Origin of the sequence: Microbacterium oxydans, assembly GCF_000956525.1 — a bacterium.
Classification (GTDB): Bacteria; Actinomycetota; Actinomycetes; order Actinomycetales; family Microbacteriaceae; genus Microbacterium; species Microbacterium oxydans_A.
The window spans coordinates 999,959-1,018,558 of record NZ_JYIW01000026.1 but is presented as its reverse complement, the minus strand read 5'-3'; the positions used below and the strand labels follow the sequence as shown (position 1 = coordinate 1,018,558).

At 69.5% G+C, this 18,600-nt stretch carries 11 protein-coding genes and 1 tRNA gene; 7 read left to right on the top strand and 5 right to left on the bottom strand.

The features are described from left to right. Nucleotides 1–9: 9 nt before the first annotated feature. A complete protein-coding gene (locus RS83_RS17475) occupies nucleotides 10–297 on the bottom strand; it encodes a hypothetical protein (protein ID WP_045280697.1) in 288 nt (95 codons plus the stop codon). Between the two features lie 7 nt (nucleotides 298–304). Beyond that, nucleotides 305–529: a DUF3107 domain-containing protein gene (locus tag RS83_RS17470; protein ID WP_045280696.1), complete on the bottom strand. Its 225-nt coding sequence runs from the start codon at nucleotides 527–529 to the stop codon at nucleotides 305–307. 191 nt (nucleotides 530–720) lie between these two features. On the opposite strand from RS83_RS17470, the gene RS83_RS17465 reads away from it, so the two are divergent. After that, entirely contained in the window at nucleotides 721–3,945 is a 3,225-nt protein-coding gene (locus RS83_RS17465) for an ATP-dependent helicase (RefSeq protein WP_045280695.1), read from the top strand. A 26-nt stretch (nucleotides 3,946–3,971) separates the two neighbouring features. Further along, complete coding sequence (locus RS83_RS17460) at nucleotides 3,972–7,466, top strand: ATP-dependent DNA helicase (protein WP_045280952.1); 3,495 nt, start codon at nucleotides 3,972–3,974, stop codon at nucleotides 7,464–7,466. Here the strand turns inward: RS83_RS17460 and RS83_RS17455 are convergent. Then, the gene (locus RS83_RS17455) at nucleotides 7,412–8,779 is read right to left on the bottom strand and encodes a phosphotransferase (protein ID WP_045280694.1); all 1,368 of its coding nucleotides are present in this window, start codon (nucleotides 8,777–8,779) and stop codon (nucleotides 7,412–7,414) included. The genes RS83_RS17460 and RS83_RS17455 overlap by 55 nt on opposite strands. A 64-nt stretch (nucleotides 8,780–8,843) precedes the next feature. Between RS83_RS17455 and nudC the strand changes: the two genes are divergently transcribed. Together nudC and RS83_RS17445 are read left to right on the top strand one after the other, a co-directional pair. Then, nucleotides 8,844–9,725, top strand: coding sequence for an NAD(+) diphosphatase (nudC, locus tag RS83_RS17450; protein WP_045280693.1), 882 nt, complete (start codon nucleotides 8,844–8,846; stop codon nucleotides 9,723–9,725). Next, complete coding sequence (locus RS83_RS17445) at nucleotides 9,722–11,443, top strand: ATP-dependent helicase (RefSeq protein ID WP_045280692.1); 1,722 nt, start codon at nucleotides 9,722–9,724, stop codon at nucleotides 11,441–11,443. The genes nudC and RS83_RS17445 overlap by 4 nt, the downstream gene beginning before the upstream one ends. Before the next feature lie 817 nt (nucleotides 11,444–12,260). Here the strand turns inward: RS83_RS17445 and RS83_RS17440 are convergent. Continuing rightward, on the bottom strand, nucleotides 12,261–13,676 hold the full coding sequence (locus RS83_RS17440; RefSeq protein WP_045280691.1) for a zinc-dependent metalloprotease: 1,416 nt from the start codon (nucleotides 13,674–13,676) through the stop codon (nucleotides 12,261–12,263). A gap of 136 nt (nucleotides 13,677–13,812) precedes the next feature. Between RS83_RS17440 and RS83_RS17435 the strand changes: the two genes are divergently transcribed. The 3 genes from RS83_RS17435 (at nucleotide 13,813) to RS83_RS17425 (ending at nucleotide 18,354) form a co-directional block, all read left to right on the top strand. Then, on the top strand, nucleotides 13,813–14,880 hold the full coding sequence (locus RS83_RS17435; protein ID WP_045280690.1) for a PDZ domain-containing protein: 1,068 nt from the start codon (nucleotides 13,813–13,815) through the stop codon (nucleotides 14,878–14,880). A 57-nt stretch (nucleotides 14,881–14,937) separates the two neighbouring features. Next, entirely contained in the window at nucleotides 14,938–17,856 is a 2,919-nt protein-coding gene (locus tag RS83_RS17430) for a UPF0182 family protein (protein WP_045280689.1), read from the top strand. A gap of 90 nt (nucleotides 17,857–17,946) precedes the next feature. Beyond that, entirely contained in the window at nucleotides 17,947–18,354 is a 408-nt protein-coding gene (locus tag RS83_RS17425) for an arsenate reductase ArsC (RefSeq protein ID WP_045280688.1), read from the top strand. Nucleotides 18,355–18,489: 135 nt separating this feature from the next. Here RS83_RS17425 and RS83_RS17420 read toward each other — a convergent pair. Further along, nucleotides 18,490–18,563 (bottom strand) — tRNA-Met (locus RS83_RS17420). Between the last annotated feature and the right edge of the window lie 37 nt (nucleotides 18,564–18,600).

The following is an 18,600-nucleotide window of genomic DNA, read 5'->3' as shown; positions in this document are numbered from 1 at the left end:
GTGGTGGGGTCAGATCCCCAGTGCGGCCTTCGCCGATGCATCCGATCGGCGACGAGCCGACACCACGATCGCGGTGCCGGCGGCTGCGATCACGACGCCGCCGAGCACGCTCGCGAGCCAGAGCAGCGGGTCGCCCTCGCCGACGCCGCCCCACTGCAGAGCGGTGTAGACCACGGCAGCTGCAGCGGTCGCGATCGCCGGGGTGAACGCCACCCCGCGCAGCTCGCGCCCGCCGATCAGGAAATGCGCTGCGATGCCGAGGACGCACGCGCCGATGAGCGCGAGGAGGATGTACACGGTCGGATCAGGCGACGAAGCCGACGCGACGCGATTCCTCGGTGCCCAGTTCGATGTAGGCCAGGTTCGCGGTCGGGACGATGTAGGAGTTGCCCTTGACGTCGGAGAAGCTCACGTGCGGGGTGTTCTGCTCGAGCGCCGTCGCGACCTGGGTGCGCACGTCTTCCGCGCTGCTGCCGGTGTCGAAGCTCAGCTCGCGGCCGGTGTTGATGATGCCGATGCGGATTTCCACGCGTGCTCCTTGTGATTCGGGGCGACCGGTCGCTCCGGAGGAGTCGTCGGTCGAGACTGGCCCAACTCTATCGCGGGCGTCTGACGCGGGGCCCGTCGCGATGGTCCGTTTCGCCGTGAGCGCACAGGCGGGGTGCTGACCCGCGGATGCCGCGCGGAGCGATGTCCGCGGGTCGGGCTAGCGTGGATGCCATGACAGAGGATGCCGCGCAGCGAGACGTCGTCTCCGCAGCGGTGGAGGCTTCCGGCGTCATCATCGGCGCCCCCGGTACCGGCAAGACCCGAGCGCTCGTCGACCGCGTGGTGCGGCTGCTCGACACCGATGGATTGCAGCCGGAGGAGGTGCTCGTGCTGACCCCGAGCCGTCAGGCGGCGACGGCGCTGCGCGACCGCATCGGCGTGCGCATCGGGCAGGCGACGCCCGGTCCGCTCGCGCGATCGCTCGGGTCCTTCGCATTCCAGCTCGTGCGCGGAGCCATGGTGCGAGCCGGCGCCGAGCCACCCGCGCTGCTCACGGGTGCCGACCAGGACCGCATCATCGCCGAGCTGCTCGCCGGCGACGCCGATGACGGTCGCATCGCCTGGCCGGAGGCGCTGAGCGCCTCGGTGCGTGCCTCGAAGGGATTCCGCTCGGAGCTGCGGGCATTCCTGGCCGAATGCACCGAGCTGGGCGCGCATCCTGACGAGCTGCGCGCAGCGGGAGATCCGGTCTGGGCGGCGACGGCGGACTTCCTCGTCGAGTATCGCTCGGTGCTCGATGCGCTGAGGTCAGCCCATCGCGACGCGGCCGATCTGCTGAGCGAGGCGAGCGCGATCCTGACGACGGCGGATGCAGCCACGCTCGGTCCGCTGGCACCGTTGCGCGTGGTGCTGATCGACGACGCCCAGGAGCTCACCCGCGGTGGGATCGCCGTGGTGCGTGCGCTCAGGGCCCGCGGCGTCGCCGTGCTCGCGTTCGGAGACCCCGACATCTCGTCGGGCGCGTTCCGGGGGGCGAGCCCTGAGTTGTTCGCCCAGCTCGCCGGTGCGCTGGGCGAGGTGCACGTGCTCGACGGCCCACATCGGCAGAAGCCGGCGCTCACCGCCCTCACCCGCACCGTGACGCAGGCGATCGGCGTCTCCGGTCGTGTCGATCACAGACGGGCGCCGGTTCCGATCCCGGAGTCGGAGCAGAGCGGCGACCCAGTCGTGTCGACGTTCATCGCGCCGTCGCCGTACGAGGAGCTCGACCGGATCGCGGGCGTCATGCGCGAGTGGCATCTGTCCGCCGGCATCCGGTGGGATCGGATGGCTGTCATCGCGCACGACACCAGACAGGTCACGCAACTCGAGACCGAGCTCGCCGCCCGAGAGATCCCCACCAGGGCGGCCGGTGTGCAGCGACCGCTCGGCAGCGAGGGGATCGTGCGCGACATCGTCGGGATCATCAGACTCGCGCTCACGCCGCCGGATGAGCGGACGTCTCTGGAGTGGGAGGAGGCGCTGCGAACGCCGTTCGGCGGGATGGACGCGATCGGCCTTCGACGTCTCAGGGCCCGCCTGCGTCACATCGAGCTCGAGCAGGGTGGATCGACGCCCGCTCGTGAGCTTCTGCGGCATGCCATGGTGCGGCCGGCGCACTTCACGCTCATCGATGCGCAGGAGTCACGCACGGCTGCGCGCTTCGCCGACACCGTCGCCGAGCTGGGCGTCGCCGCGGCCGCCGGCGAGACCATCCACGACCTGCTCTGGCGGGTGTGGGACCAGGCGCGGGCAGTCGACGGACGGCGATTGCACGTGGCATGGCGCGAGATCTCGCTGCAGCCGACCGGCGCCGAGACGGCGAGAGCGCTGGACGCGCTGGTCTCGCTGTTCGACGCGGCGAAGCGGTTCGTCGAGCGCACACCGAACGAGCGCCCCGATGTGTTCGTGCGTGACGTCCTCGACAGCGAGGTGCCCGAGGACTCCCTGTCGACCCCGGACCGTCCAGGGAAGGTGGCACTGCTCACACCCGCCACGGCGCTCGGTACCGAGTTCGATGCCGTCGTGGTCGCCGGGGTGCAGGACGGCGTGTGGCCCAACGTGCGGCTGCGCGGCGGCATGCTGCAGACCTGGCGGCTCCCCGACGCCCTCACGGCTGCGCGCACCGGAGCGGTGGTCGAGCCGCCGACGCCGCTCGACCGTCGACGTGGTGCGCTGCACGACGAGTTGCGGCTGTTCGTCCGGGCGATCTCGCGTGCTCGCGCTCGACTGCTCATCACGGCGGTCGACGATGACGACGCGACGCCGAGTGCGTTCTTCGGCTTCCTCCCGCCGCCGGAGCCACCGGAGAGGCACGCGTCGGCGGAGCATCCGCTCACCTTGCGCGGTCTCGTCGCCCGCAATCGTCGGGTGCTCACGACCTCGACCTCGGAGGCCGCGCGGCGGCACTCGGCGGAGGAGCTCGCGGTGCTGGCGAGCGAAGGTGTTCCAGGCGCGGCGCCCGCTGACTGGTACGGCGTGACGCCGACCTCGACCGCGGCCCCGCTGCGAGACCTCGCGGTCGACGGTGCGCGCGTGTCGCCGTCCAAGATGGAGTCGTACGAGGAGTGCGGGTTGAACTGGGTGGTGTCGGCCCTCGGCGGTGACACCGTCATGCCGCCGACCGCCGGTATCGGCACGATCGTGCATGAGGCGATGGAGAAGGTGCCGCACGGCGACCTCGAGCAGATGCGTGCGATCGTCGCTGAGCACTGGCCCGAGCTCGACTTCGAGACGGAGTGGATCGGCCGGAAGGAGCGACGACGTGCCGACCTGTTCGTCGACCGGCTGCACACCTACCTCGGCGACGTGCGCGCCGACGGCGGGCGGGTGCTCGGCAGCGAGGCGCGCTTCGACTTCGCGGTGGCCCTCGGCGATGACACCGCGCCGCCAGAGGTGCGCGAGGTCGATGAGGAGGACATCGGCCCTCGCGCCGTGGTGAGCGGGTACATCGACCGGGTCGAGGCGTATCCGGCGAGTGGGGGAGAGCACGCGCATTCCCGCGGCCGCGGCTGGGTCGAGATGGGCCCCGGCGCAGGTGGTGAGCGGTCGGTGGTCGTCGATCTCAAGACCGGGAAGACCGACCCCGAGAACGACTCCGGCGTGCTCGAGCACGCACAGCTCGCCGCGTATCAGGTCGCGGTGCAGCAGGGATTGATCGAAGGCGCGGCTCCCGAGACACTCGCCGGCGCGCGACTGGTGATCGTGTCCAAGACGCTCGCGAAGAGCGACTACCGCATCGCACATCAGCATCCGCTCGACGATGAAGCACGGTCGGCGTTCCTGCGACGCGTCGCCGACGCGGCGCGGGGCATGTCTGCGTCGAGCTTCACCGCGCAGGTCGAATCGCACTGCGCCGACACGCAGCGCCGGGTGCATCCCTGTCGAATCCATACAGTGCCGGCGGTGAGCGCGTGACCGACCTCGGACCGACGAAGGTGACCATGACGGATGCGAGCACGATCGGATGGCCTGGATCCTTCGGGATATCCGCGACCGATGTGTCCGCCGCACTCGGTCAGCCGTCGCCGACTCCGGCCCAGCAACGCGTGATCGAGGCGCCGCCGACGCCCGCGCTGGTGGTGGCCGGTGCCGGCAGCGGGAAGACCGAGACCATGTCGGGACGCGTCGTGTGGCTCGTGGCGAACGGCCATGTGCGCCGGGACGAGATCCTCGGCCTCACCTTCACGCGCAAAGCGGCGGGGGAGCTCGCCGAGCGCATCGGTGCACGGCTGGCCGTGATCGACGAATACGGCAGGCGCGGGCTGCTGCCGGTCCTGCCCGAGATCGTGCGGTCCGGCGCATTGCGCCGCATCGATGATGCAGCACCGGGACGCCAGCGTGAACTCGTGCGCTCGCACGTGCTCGACGAGCTCGCCGTCATCCACGCGACCGGATGGGACCCGACGACGCCGCGGGCGGCGGAGGAGATGATGATCCGACCCCGCGTCTCGACGTACAACGCGTTCGCCGACGGCATCGTCCGCGAGCACGCGGCACGCATCGGGCGTGATCCCGATGTCGCGATGCTCAGCCAGGCGGCCTCCTGGATGCTCGCGCGTGAGGTCGTGCTGCGGTCGGACCTCCCGGAGCTCGAGAGCATCGACTACGCGCTCGGCACCGTGATCGACGCCGTCCAGCGGCTCGCGGGCGACGCACTCGATCACCGCGTCGACCTCGATCTCGCCGAGCGGATCGCGCTGGAGCAGGCGAGAGCATTCGAGCCGTACCGAGGCAACGCCGATGTCGAGAAGGCGGCGACGAATCTGCTGGGGCTGCCGACGATCACACAGCTCGTGCGCGAGTACATGCGGGAGAAGGAACGCCGCGGCGTGCTCGACTTCGCCGACCAGGTCGGCGGTGCGTACGACATCGTCGAGTCGGCGCCCGATGTGCGGGCGGAGCTGCGGGAGCAGCATCGCGTCGTGCTGCTCGACGAGTACCAGGACACCTCGGTCATCCAGACCCGGTTCCTCGCCGAACTGTTCCACGACACGGCCGTGATGGCGGTCGGCGACCCGCATCAGTCGATCTACGGCTGGCGTGGCGCGAGCGCCGACAACCTGTATGCGTTCTCGGGGGCATTCGCCCGCGAGGGCTCTGCGCAGACCTACAGCCTGATGACGAGCTGGCGCAACGACAGCCGCATCCTCGACATCGCGAACCGCGTGCTCGAACCGCTGCAGCGGCCGGGCCTCGACGTGCCGCCGCTGGATCCTCGTCCGGGCGCAGGGGAGGGCGCGGTCGAGATCAGGTATCCCTTCACCGTCGACGACGAGGCAGACGAGGTCGCCGAGTGGTTCCTCGAGCGACGTGCCGAGCACGATGCGGCTCCCGGTACGACCCGGCCACATACCGGCGCGCTCCTGTTCCGGTCGAAGCGGCACATGCAGACCTTCGCGGCGGCGCTCGCCGCTCGCGGCATCCCGCATCGGATCCTCGGACTCGGTGGCCTCCTCGCCACACCGGAGGTCGTCGATGTCGTGTCCGTGCTGCGAGTCGTGCATGATCCGACTGCCGGGTCGGCGCTGATCCGCCTGCTGACCGGACCCCGCTTCGGGGTCGGCGTCGCTGACATGGCCGCGCTCTACGACCTCGGACGCACGCTCGCCGAACGCGACACCTCGATGATGCCGCTGCCGGAGGAGGTGCGGGTGCGTCTTCGCTCATCCCGTGGCGCTGACGAGGCCGTCTCGATCGTGGATGCGGTCGACGTGGTGCGCGCCGTCCGCGACGACTACCGACTGCTCGAGGGGATCACGCCGGACGGGCGCCGACGCATCCGGGCGGCGGGTGAGATGCTCGAACGGCTGCGCCGTGCCGCCTCGCAGCCCATCCCCGAACTCATCCGCCTCATCGAGCTGGAGCTGCGCCTCGACATCGAGCTGGCATCCAACGAGACCAGGGGCCCTGCGCGGGTCGCGGCGACGCAGCTGCGTGCATTCTCCGACGAGGTGCGCGCGTTCCTGTCTGCCGACGAACGTGGCACGATCGGCAGTCTCCTCGCGTGGCTCGACAAGGCCGAGAGCACCGATGAGCTGATGCCGCGGCCGGAGCCGCCTGAGCCCGGCGTGGTGCAGCTGCTGACGATTCACGGTTCCAAGGGACTCGAGTGGGATGCGGTCGCCGTGGTGCGGCTGGTGGTCGACGAGCTGCCGGGTCGGGTGTCCGACACTTCCGGCTGGTTCGGGTTCGGGGTCGTGCCGTTCGCGCTCCGTGGCGACCGCGATGCGCTCCCGACCTTCCAGTGGGACCCCGTCGACGCGATGGGCGACGAGAGCGACCCGAAGAAGCGGCAGGCGCTCGCGCAGTCGTCGCTGTCGGGCGGGGTGACCAAGGCGAATCCCCAGGGCGGCGCGCTGCGGCGGTTCAAAGACGCCTACCGGCAGTATCAGCAGCAGGAGGAGCGGCGCCTCGCATACGTCGCGATCACCCGCGCTCGAACCGATCTGCTGCTCAGCGGATCGCATTGGGCAGGACAGAAGGCACCGCGCTCGCCGAGCCCGTTCCTGGTCGAGGCGATCGATGTGCTCGCCCTCGACGACATCGTCGCGGTCGATCCAGACGAGAATCCCTATGACGGACCTGGCACGACGCTGACGTGGCCCCTCGACCCGTTGGGGGCCCGCCGCGAGTCGGTCCTGCGCGCTGCTGAGTCCTTCGAGGCCGCAGCGGCGCGCTCGGATGCACTCGAGCCATCGCCCGAGCTGCGCCGCCTGTTGGCAGAGCGGGCCGCCCGGCTCCGCGGCGCCGACGCCGCTCCGCCGACCAGAGTCCCCGCTTCTCGGTTCAAGGACTACGTCACCGACTTCTCGGGCACGCTGTCGTCCATCGTGCGACCGATGCCGGAGCGTCCGTACCGGCAGACACGGCTGGGCACGCTCTTCCACGCCTGGGTGGAGCAGCGCTCCGACCTCGTCGGCACCGGCATGCGTGTCGATGAGGCGCTCTGGGAGCTCGATGCCGACGAGCCATCGGATGCCGTATTCGTCACGGACCCATCGGCGACCTCGGCGGACGAGCAGGACCTCGCCGCGCTGCAGCGCACCTTCGAGCGCAGCGAATGGGGAACGCGCACACCCATCGCGGTCGAGATCGAGATCGACTTCGCCCTCGGCTCGGGTCTCGCCGATCGCAGCGGCGAGCACATCGTGATCTGCAAGCTCGACGCCGTCTACCGCCGCGAGGATCGGGGCGGGCGCATCGAGATCGTCGACTGGAAGACGGGCAAGGCTCCGAGGACCGCGCAGGAGCGTGAGGATCGGATGTTGCAGCTCGCGCTGTACCGTCTCGCGTACCACCGGCGTTTCGAGGTGCCGCTGGAGGAGATCGACGTCGCCCTGTATTACGTCGCCGACGACCTCGTGATCCGCGGAGACCGGGTCTACTCGGAGGAGGAGCTCTTCCAGCGTTGGAGCGCCGCGCGGGCCGCTCGCTGAGCCTCGTCGGCGGAGTCCTCCGTGTCGTCGCTCTCAGCCTGCGGCTCGGCCGCACGCGGCTGCGAGTCGCGGACGCCTGCCGGTCCGCCGGTGCCGCTGAACAGTCCGGAGACACCGGACAGGTCCTCGGTCTCGACGTTGAGCATGCTGGCCCGGCGGGCAGCATCGACGTCGGCGGTGACATCGTGCGTGGCGGCATCCGGCGTCGAGCTGGAGGGAGCCGACGATTCCTCGCCCTGCTCCTCTGGCACGTCGATCCACAGCTCGTCCGGGTTGTATGCGTCGGTCTGCATCGAGGTGTCGATCGTCGCGGCGGCCGACTCCGGTACCCGGCCGAGGGCATCCATCGCCGAGTCGACCCCATCCGACCGGGTCGCGATGACGCTGAGGTCGTCGGAATGCAGCCCTTCGGCGAGTGCGGTGAGGAGGGCTGCGGCGTCGTCCACGATGTCAGGGCGGCGCATCGCGTCGCCGTGCACGAGCCATCGGGCGAATTCGAGCTCGGCGAGCAGCCGCGCGCGCTGGTCGAGCGCGGCATCAGGCACTCGGTCGAGCGAACGCGCGTACGACGCGTGCACGTCTGCAGCGGCATCCGGAGCCGTCGACAGCCAGGCGAGATCCAGTGCGGGATCGCCGACCGAGAGGCCGTGCCAATCGAGGAGGCCGGTGACCTCGGGTCCGCGCTCTGGGTCGTCGTCGAAGAGGAACGATGTCGCCTGCACACCGCCCAGGATCACGGTGGACTCGAACCGCCAGAGATCGTCATCGGCGACGGCATCGCGCCAGCGCACGGTGAGACGGGCGGGGACACGCCCGGTGGCGGCGGCGGTGTCGATCAGGCGGGCGAGCTCGTCGCGGCTCTCCTCTGCGGATCGCGTGGCGAGTCCGGCTCCGCGCACGACCGAGGTCGGCAGCCCGTGGACCGCCGCGATCGCCGTGCCCATCGATTCTGCGGCGCCGCGGCCTCCCGGCACGTTCGCCGCCTCGATCTGGAATCCGGGCAGCAGCTCGGTCACGAGCGCGCGTCCGTCGCCGACCCTGGTCTCGCCGATGTACTCGGGTGCCTTGAAGGGCAGCATGGCGCGGGCGCCGGCGGTGAGCGCGCGCAGGGCGATGGCCTCGGCGGCCAGCTCTCGTGCGGTCTCGTCGTCGTCCGCGATGCGGATCGCGAGCTCACGGCCATCGGCCAGCGAGGCGACAGCGGAGTCGAAACGACCGTCGGCATCAGCGGTCAGGGTGCGAGCGCCGGTGACCTCCGCTCCGGGCAGTGCGGCCGTCACAGCCGCGGCTAGAGTGAATGGAGAGCGTCCCATACCCTCAGGGTAGGTCGGCTCAGGGGCGGTCCCGCCTCCGCCACGCCCGTGAGAGAGGGAGTCGATGACTGATCAGCGTTCATCTCTCGACCGTGCCGCCGAGCTCCGTGAGGAGCCGGGGGTGCTGGATCGACTGCGCGCAGACCCGAAGACCCGGGTGATCGCGGTCCGTGACGGGCGGGTCAGAGTCGTCGATTCCGCCATGCTGCGGGTCTCACCTGACGACATCGTCGAGGCGGACTGGGCGCTGCTCGGACGCGATGTCGACGGCACCGTGCTGCTACTCGCATCGTTGCCTGCTGAGCCGGCAACGGTCGATTCGACTCCGGATGAGATCTGGCTCGGTCTGCGTGATCTGGGCGGACGCATCGACCCAGCCGAGACCGAGCGGCTCATCGCCGCGATCGCCGTGGCGGGGTGGCTGCGCGACGCCGCCTTCTGCCCGCGGTGCGGAGGAGCCACTGAGCTCCGACAGGCGGCATGGTCACGGCGCTGCCTGGTGTGCGAGCGGGATCACTTCCCGAGGACCGACCCGGCCGTCATCGTCGCGGTCGAGAGCGCAGACGGCGAGCGGCTGCTGCTCGGTGCGAACGCGAACTGGGGCGGCCGCATGTACTCGTGCTTCGCCGGCTTCGTCGAGGCGGGGGAGTCCCTCGAGTCCACCGTGCACCGGGAGATCGAGGAGGAGTCCGGCGTGACGCTCGCCTCCTTGCGTTACCTCTCGTCCCAGGCCTGGCCGTTCCCCCGTTCGCTCATGGTCGGCTTCCGAGCCGTCGTCGAGGATGAAGCGACGGCGCGCCCCGATGGCGAGGAGATCATCGACGTTCGCTGGTTCACCCGCGACGAGATCAGCACAGCGCTCGCCGGAGACGGCCCGGTCGGACTGCCCGGCCCTGCCTCCATCGCGCGCGCCCTGATCGTCGATTGGCACGAGGGTCGGGTGTGAGCGCGCTCGACGCCCTCGACGACACGCAACGGCAGGCGGCATCCGTGCTCCGCGGACCCGTCGCGGTATTGGCCGGTGCAGGGACCGGCAAGACCCGTGTGATCACGCATCGCATCGCCCACGGCGTCGACACCGGCGCATACTCACCCGCGCGCGTCATGGCCGTCACGTTCACCGCGAAGGCGGCGGGCGAGCTCCGCGGCCGTCTGCGAGCGCTCGGCGTCGAGGGCGTCGCCGCGCGCACCTTCCACGCGGCGGCCCTCGCACAGCTGAACTTCTTCTGGCCGACTCTGGCCGGGTCTCCTGCGCCGTCGATCATCGACAACAAGGTGCGGATGCTCGGACAGGTCGCCGACGGATTGCGGCTGCGGCGCAGCACCGCGACGCTCCGTGACATCGCTTCCGAGATCGAGTGGCGCAAGGTGTCGATGATCTCGATCGACAAGCACGCCGAGCTCGGACGCACGGTCAGCGGCGTCGACGCCACCCAGCTGGTCGAGCTCCAGCGCGGGTACGAAGCACTCAAGGACGAGCGGCACCAACTCGACTTCGAGGACGTGCTGCTGGCGTGCGCAGGGATGCTCGAAGCGGAGCCCCGCGTGTCGGCATCGGTGCACGAGCAGTACCGGCACTTCACCGTCGACGAGTTCCAGGACGTCTCCCCGCTGCAGAACCGTCTGCTCGAACTGTGGCTGGGGGATCGTCGCGACATCTGCGTCGTCGGCGATGCCAGCCAGACGATCTACTCGTTCGCGGGCGCCGAGCAGCGCTACCTCCTCGAGTTCGAACGACGTTTCCCCGATGCGACGGTCGTTCGCCTCGAGACCAACTACCGCTCGCAGGCGCCGATCCTGACCGCCGCGAACGCCCTCATGCACGGCCGCCCTGGCGCGCTCGAGCTCGTCCCGGCACGAGAGCAGTTCTCGGCCGATCCGCCGACGGTCACCGCCTACGACACCGAGGCGGAGGAGGCCGCGGGGATCGCGAGCGCGATCTCGGCACGCATCGCGGGCGGCGCATCTCCGGCCGACATCGCGGTGCTCTACCGCGCCCATGCGCAATCCGCGGTGCTGCAGCAGGCGCTCGCCGCCGAGGGCATCGCGACCTCCGTGCTCGGCGGCACCCGCTTCTTCAACATGCCGGAGGTGCGACAGGCGATTCTCGCGCTCCGGGCGGCGGCCGTCGCTCCGACCGAACAGGGCTTCCTCCCGGGTGTGCAGCGCGTGCTGCGCGAGCTCGGGCTCACCGACGAGCCGCCGGCGGCCGGAGGTGCCCAGCGCGACGGGTGGGAGGCGCGCCGAGCGATCCTGCGGCTCGCTGAGGATGCCGGACCCGATGCCACCCTCCGGGGCTTCAGCGATGCGCTCATGGCCAGGGCCAAGGACCAGCACGAACCGACGATGCGCACCGTGACGCTCTCGACGCTGCACGCCGCGAAGGGCCTGGAGTGGCCGCACGTGCACCTCGCCGGCTGGGCTGAGGGCGCGCTCCCGATCTCCTATGCGACGACCTTCGAATCGATCGATGAAGAGCGCCGCCTGGCCTACGTCGGCGTCACGCGGGCTGCGCGAACGCTTGCCCTGACGTGGTCGCGGTCGGCGGGACGAGGGGAGCGGGCGCCGTCCCGGTTCCTGGCAGAGATGGGGACGACGGCACGCGGCACCGGCATCCTTCGTGAAACCTCACCCGGCGCCACTCGCGGGAACCGTTCGCGCTGATCCCCACGATCGACTCGTCGTCGGGCGACCCGGGCGCGTGCAGGATCCTTGCAGCGATCGTGGCGGCCTCGGCGACCTGCGCGGCGCTGATCGGTCCGGGGTCCCTGGCGATCAGCTGCGCATGCAGTCGCGGCCACGCGGCATCCCGATCGCGCTCCTGGCCGTCGCGGCAGCTCAGGCACGGTGTCTCGCCCGGGATCACCAGCGGGCCGACCGTCACCCGTGATCGCTCGAACGACACGGGGAGGTGCGAGAGATCGTCGCGCAGATAGCCGGCCAGCTGCAGCGCGGCTGCGGCGCCCTGCAGGAGGACGACGCCGACGTGCCCCGGTCTGCCCCGCTCGCCGGCGAGCACGCCTTCGTCCTCGAGAGCCTCGCGAATCCGGTGGTCCACTCGCCCGTCGACGACGTTGAGGCTCTCTATCCAGGCGGCCGGTGGCGGTGGTGGATCGTCGACCAGCATCGGCTCGAGCCGCGCGAGCAGCGCCCTGGCCTCGTCCCGCGGCGCTCCGACGCCGTGCGCGATCACGTCGAAGGCGGCGCGGCGGAAGCCGACGCGCATGCGGCTCAGCAGCAGCTCGACCCATCCGTCGTCGGCGTCGATGCGTTCGCCGTCGATCGCGCCGATCTGGATCGTGCGCTCATCACGCCAGAGCAACGGCAGCCCCGGATCCAGGCGGGTGAGGGTCGTCGAGGAGCGCGGAGACATCTCTCGATTCTGAGGACGTCGCCAGCTCGGAACGGGCCCTACGACGTATCCGTGGAGAACTCCACTCCTCCTCCCTGCTGGGGAGGAGGAGTGGCGCGGGCCCTGATCTCAGACCGGGCGTTCTCCATCAGGACGATCGCCCTGCTCGCCGTCCCCGCCGGGTGCTTCCCCCGGCGTCTCGCCGGCCGGCCGGTCCTCGGAGAAGTCGTCGCCGTCGAGCAGTCGTGCCAGCGCCTCATCGAACTCGTCGGCGACGGGCTGCTCGCCGCGCGCAGTCGCCTGCAGTCTGGCGACGAGCGCGGTCGGGTCGTCGATGTCCTCCGCGGACGGCATGAGATCGGGGTAGTCCCACAGCGAGTCGCGTCTGGCGATGCCGACCTCATCCGTCACCGTCTTCCACATCGCGGATGCCTCGCGGATGCGGCGCGGACGCAGTTTGAGGCCGACGAGCGCGCCGAGCGCGTCCTCTGCGGGGCCGCCGACCGCGCGACGGCGACGAGCAGCCTCTGCGATGCGGGACCCGTCGGGCAGGCGCGAGGTGGCCTCCGCGGTGACGACGTCGACCCAGCCGTCGATCGTGGCGATCACGTTCTCCAGGCGTGCGAGCGACTCTCGCTGTGCGTCGGTCTGCGCCGGCAGTAGGGCTCCGCCTTCGATCGCGGCCCGCAGCTCTTCCGGGTTCGAGGGGTCGAGGCGGCTCGCGACGTCTTCCAGCGCGTCGACGTCGACCGTGACCCCGCGGGCGAAGTCGGTGATCTGCGCCATCACGTGCAGGTGCAGCCACTTGGCGTGGCGGTACAGGCGGGCGTAGGCGAGCTCGCGAGTGGCGAGGTACAGGGCGATCTGATCCTCGGGGATCTCGAGCCCCTCGCCGAACGCCGTGAGGTTCTGCGGGATCACCGCTGCGGTACCGGCGGGCAGCACGGGGATGCCGACGTCGCCGCCGGAGACCACCTCGAGCGAGAGGTTGCCGAGCACCTGGCCGAACTGCGCGGCGAAGACCGAGCCGCCGAGGCCGCGCATGAGCTTGCCTGCGCCCTGCACCACGCTGCGCATGTCTTCGGGTACCTGGGTGTCGAGCGCGCTGGTCAGCGCGTCGGCGATGCTGGTCGAGACGGGACCCGCGATCTCCTTCCACACCGGGAGCGTCTTCTCGACCCACTCGCCGCGGGTCATGGCGGTCGGCGTCTCGGAGAGCTCTGAGATCGTCGTCGCCTCGCCGAGCCACAGGTTCGCGAGCGCGAACGAGTCGACCAACGACGTGCGTGAACCGTCGGAGATGCCCTGTCCTTCGCGGTTGGCGATGTGGAGTGCCTGACGCAGCGCGTTCTCCCACGGGTCGCCGCCGAACGCGCCCTGCAGCTGCGACATGATTGTCTGCATCATGGCGGGGTCGAACTGCATGCCCTCCATGCCTTCGAAGGCTCCGCGCAGCGCCTCGGGATCGATGTCACCGCCCTGCCCGGACAGCATCCGTCGCAGGAACTCCTGGAAGTCCTCGGGGGTGGGGTCGTTGTCTGCCATGTCGATCGCCCTCTCAGCACGCCTATAGCCGTGGCATCTACGCTAGTCACAGGATTCTGCGAGTGACCCCGGCGCGGGCGAATCGCTGTACGCCGCTCGCGAACGACGGAGGAATGCTGTGGAACGAACGCGGTCCATGAAGCCCGGACTGGGAGTCTGGGCGCTGATCGTCGCGCTCGCCGCCCTCGTGGTGCTGACGTTCCTCCCGACGCCGTATGTGATCCAGCGCCCGGGGCCGGTCTACGACACGCTCGGCACCGCCGCCGGCGAAGACGGGGAGCAGGTGCCGCTGATCAGCATCAAGGGCGCCGAGACGTTCGACACCGCTGGCACGCTCGACCTCACGACCGTCCAGGTCGTCGGCAACCGGGAGCGCACGCCGAGCTGGTTCGAGCTGGCGCTGGCCTGGACGGACTCCTCGCGCGCCGTCGTTCCGCTGGATTCGGTGTTCCCCGAGGGCGTGACGAGCGAGCAGCGCGATGAGCGCAATGCCACGTTGATGGTCGACTCGCAGCACGAGGCCACCGCGGCAGCGTTGAACGAACTCGGCTACGACACGGGTGCCGAGGTGGTCGTCGTCGATGCGGTCGACGACACCCCCGCGGCCGGCGTGCTCGAGCCCGACGACGTGATCACCGGGATCGACGGCGCCACGGTCGAGTCGGCCAAGCAGCTGCGCCAGACGATCCAGGATGCCGGGGGCGAGCCCATCGAGCTCACGGTGCAACGGGGAGGCGAGGAGCAGCAGGTCACGGTCACGCCCGAGAAGCGCACCGATGGAGACGTCACCACCTGGGTGATCGGCATCACGCTGCGCACCGACTACGACTTCCCGATCGACGTCGACATCCAGCTCGACAACGTCGGCGGGCCGAGTGCGGGCATGATGTTCGCGCTCGGGATCGTCGATCGCCTCACCGAGGGCGAGCTCAACGGGGGCGAGAACGTGGCCGGGACCGGCACGATCGAGGCCGACGGCACGGTCGGGCCCATCGGCGGCATCCGTCAGAAGCTCTACGGCGCCAGGGATGCCGGGGCCGAGTACTTCCTCGCTCCCGCGTCGAACTGCGACGAGGTCGTCGGCCACGTGCCGGACGGGCTGCAGGTGATCCGGACCTCGACCCTCGAGGAGTCGCTCGATGCGCTCTCGGTGATCGCGGACGGCGGAGACGTCGCGAAGCTCCCGGCGTGCACCGCGTCGTGACCTCCCCGTGACCGGGATGACAGCCCCCACCCAGTGAGGCATGCCTAGGATGGGGGAGTGACCTCGACCTCAGCTCAGAACCCGGCCACGCCTCGAACGTCCCGACGTATTCTCGGCATCTCATTGGTGATCATCGCCGCGTTGATCGCGGCGTTCTTCGTCTTCGCATCGCTGTACACCGAATTCCTCTGGTTCGACCAGGTCGGTTTCACCGAGGTGCTCACGACGCAGTGGATCGCGACGGCGGTGATGTTCGTCGTCGGCTTCCTCGCCATGGCGGTTCCGTTGTTCGTGGTGATCCAGCTGGCCTACCGCCTGCGGCCCGTCTACGTGCGCCTCAGCTCGCAGCTCGACCGCTACCAGGAGGTCATCGAGCCCCTTCGCCGTCTGGCGATGTGGGGCATGCCGATCTTCTTCGGCCTGTTCGCCGGCTTCGCCGCTGCAGGCAACTGGAAGACCGTGTGGCTCTGGGCCAACGGTGTTGCGACCTCCACGGTCGACCCGCAGTTCGGCATCGACACCGGCTTCTACATGTTCGCGATGCCGTTCTACTCGATGCTGCTCGCGTTCGTCTCGGCCGTGCTGCTGCTGAGCCTGCTCGTCACGGCGCTGGTGTCGTACCTGTACGGGGCGGTGCGCGTCGGGCAGGGGGAACTGCGCATCTCGAAGTCCGCGCGCATCCAGCTCGCGATCATCGCCGGTCTCTACCTGCTGGTGCAGGCTGCGAGCCTCTGGCTCGACCGGTACAAGACGCTCGTCGCCCCCGATGACCGCATCACGGGTGCGGCCTACACCGGAGTGAACGCGACGATTCCCGGTCTCGCGATCCTGGCGATCATCGCCGCACTCGTCGCCGTGCTGTTCTTCGTCACCGCCGTTATCGGCCGCTGGCGCTTCCCGCTCGCCGCGACCGCGCTGCTCATCGTCGCCTCGCTCGTCGTCGGCGTCGGCTACCCGTGGGTGGTCACCACCTTCCAGGTGAAGCCGAACCAGAACGCCTATCAGGCCGAGTTCTACCAGCGGAACATCGACGGGACCAAGGAGGCGTACGGCGTCGCCGATCTGGAGACCACGGCCTTCGAGGCCGAGACCGACGCAGAGGCCGGTCAGCTCCGCGAGGACGCCGAGACGACCGCGTCGATCCGCATCATGGACCCGAAGGTCATCCCGCCGACCGTCCGTCAGCTCGAGCAGTACCGCGGCTACTACCAGTTCCAGACCACGATGGACGTCGACCGCTACGAGATCGACGGCGCCATGCAGGACACCGTGGTGTCGGTGCGCGATCTCGACATGTCGGGACTCGGCGACGGCGACAACTGGAACAACCGTGTGGCTGTCTACACGCACGGCTACGGCCTCGTCGCCGCGGCCGGCAACCAGCGCACGACCGATGGCGAGCCCGTCTTCCTCGAGCGCGGCATCCCGTCCTCCGGCTTCCTGACGGACCGCGAGAACTTCGAACCGCGCGTCTACTTCGGCGAGAACTCGCCTGAGTACTCGATCGTCGGTGCGCCTGAGGGTTCCGACCCGGCTGAGATCGACTACCCGCGTGGCAAGGACGGCTCGACCGAGACGAAGACGACCTTCGACGGTGACGGCGGGCCCGCGATCGGGAACACCTTCACGAAGCTGCTCTACGCGCTGAAGTTCCAGTCCGAGCAGATCCTGTTCTCGAACCTCGTGAACGACAAGTCGCAGATCCTCTACGACCGCGACCCCACGACACGTGTGCAGAAGGTCGCGCCGTACCTCGAGCTCGACAGCGACCCGTACCCCAGCGTGGTCGACGGCCGCATCGTGTGGATCGTCGACGGCTACACGACGAGTTCGACGTACCCGTACTCGACGAGCGTGAGCCTGTCGGACGCGATCGCGGACTCGAACATCCCGTCGCCGACGCTGGCGATCGACGACATCAACTACATCCGCAACTCGGTCAAGGCGACCGTCGATGCGTACGACGGTTCGGTGACGCTCTACGCCTGGGACGCCGAGGACCCGATCCTCAAGACCTGGCAGAAGGTCTACCCGTCGACCGTGAAGCCGATCAGCGAGATGTCCGGCGAGCTCATGAGCCACGTCCGCTACCCGACCGATCTCTTCAAGGTCCAGCGCGACATCCTCGGCATCTACCACGTCGACAAGGCCGGTTCGTTCGCGCAGCAGGACAACCGCTGGCAGACGCCGAACGACCCTCGCAGCGATTCGCAGCTGCAGCCGCCGTACTACCTGACGATGCAGATGCCAGGACAGGACGAGCCGCGGTTCTCGATGTTCTCCACGTTCATCCCGAACTCGCAGGGCGCTGGCGGAAGCCGAGACGTGCTGATGGGCTACCTCGCGGTGGACTCCGACGCCGGCTCCGAGAAGGGCGTGAAGGCTGACGGATACGGTCAGTTGCGGATGCTCGAGATCGACACCGAGACGACGGTTCCTGGACCGGGTCAGGTGCAGAACACGTACAACTCGGACACGTCCGTGGTGCCGCAGCTGAACCTGCTGCAGCAGGGTGAGTCGGAAGTGCTCTACGGCAACCTGCTGACGTTGCCAGTGGGTGGCGGTCTGCTGTATGTGCAGCCCCTCTACGTGCAGTCGTCGGAGGGCACGCAGCTGCCGCGTCTGCAGAAGGTGCTGGTCGCGTTCGGTGATCGCGTCGCCTTCGAGAACACGCTGACCGAGGCGCTCGACGCCCTGTTCGGCGGTGACTCCGGTGCGACCGCCGGTGATGACGATGTCGAGCCGACGGACCCCGCCACGGATCCCAACGCGGATCCGAATGCCGGCGAGACGCCGACCACACCGGCGACGCCGACCGACGAGCAGGCAGACGCGCTGGCGGCCGCGCAGCAGGCGCTGCTGGACCGTCAGACCGCGCTGACCTCGGGAGACCTCACGAAGTTCGCGGAGGCCGACAAGCGCCTCACCGCGGCCGTCGAGAAGCTCCTGGCGCTGGAGGCCGCAGCGGGGAAGTGATCCTCGCATGAGCTGAGTCGAATGGGCGTCCCGGTGGGGCGCCCATTCGCGTCGAAACCCGCTCTTTCCTGCACACCGAGACCGGAGACCATGACCGTGACGACCGCCACGCCTTCCGTGCTCTTCGTGTGCGTGCACAACGCCGGGCGCTCCCAGATGGCCGCCGGTTTCCTCCGAGACATCGCAGGCGACCGCATCGAGGTCCGCTCAGCCGGGTCCACGCCGGCGGATCAGATCAATCCGACCGCCGTGGCTGCGATGGCCGAACTCGGCATCGACATCACCGGCGAGCAGCCCAAGGTGCTCACGCCAGAGGCTGTGCAGGCCTCTGACGTCGTCATCACGATGGGATGCGGGGACGCGTGCCCGTTCTTCCCCGGCAAGCGCTACGAGGACTGGACGCTCGATGACCCTGCGGGTCAGGGGATCGATGCCGTCCGTCTGATCCGTGATGAGATCCGCGTCCGCATCCGAGCCCTGGTCGCCGAGCTCATCTGAAGTCGGCCTTCGCAGACCGACGCAGAGCTTCTTGGCGGGACGTCTGGCGCTGTCCGCGGGTTTCAGGCATGACACCGGGAAAGGCGAAAGGCCCTCCGGCCTGGGATTTCTCCCGGCCAGAGGGCCTTTCATTTGTTGCGGGGACAGGATTTGAACCTGCGACCTCCGGGTTATGAGCCCGGCGAGCTACCGAACTGCTCCACCCCGCGGCACAAGAAGAAACTTATCACGGATTCCGAGGGTCGG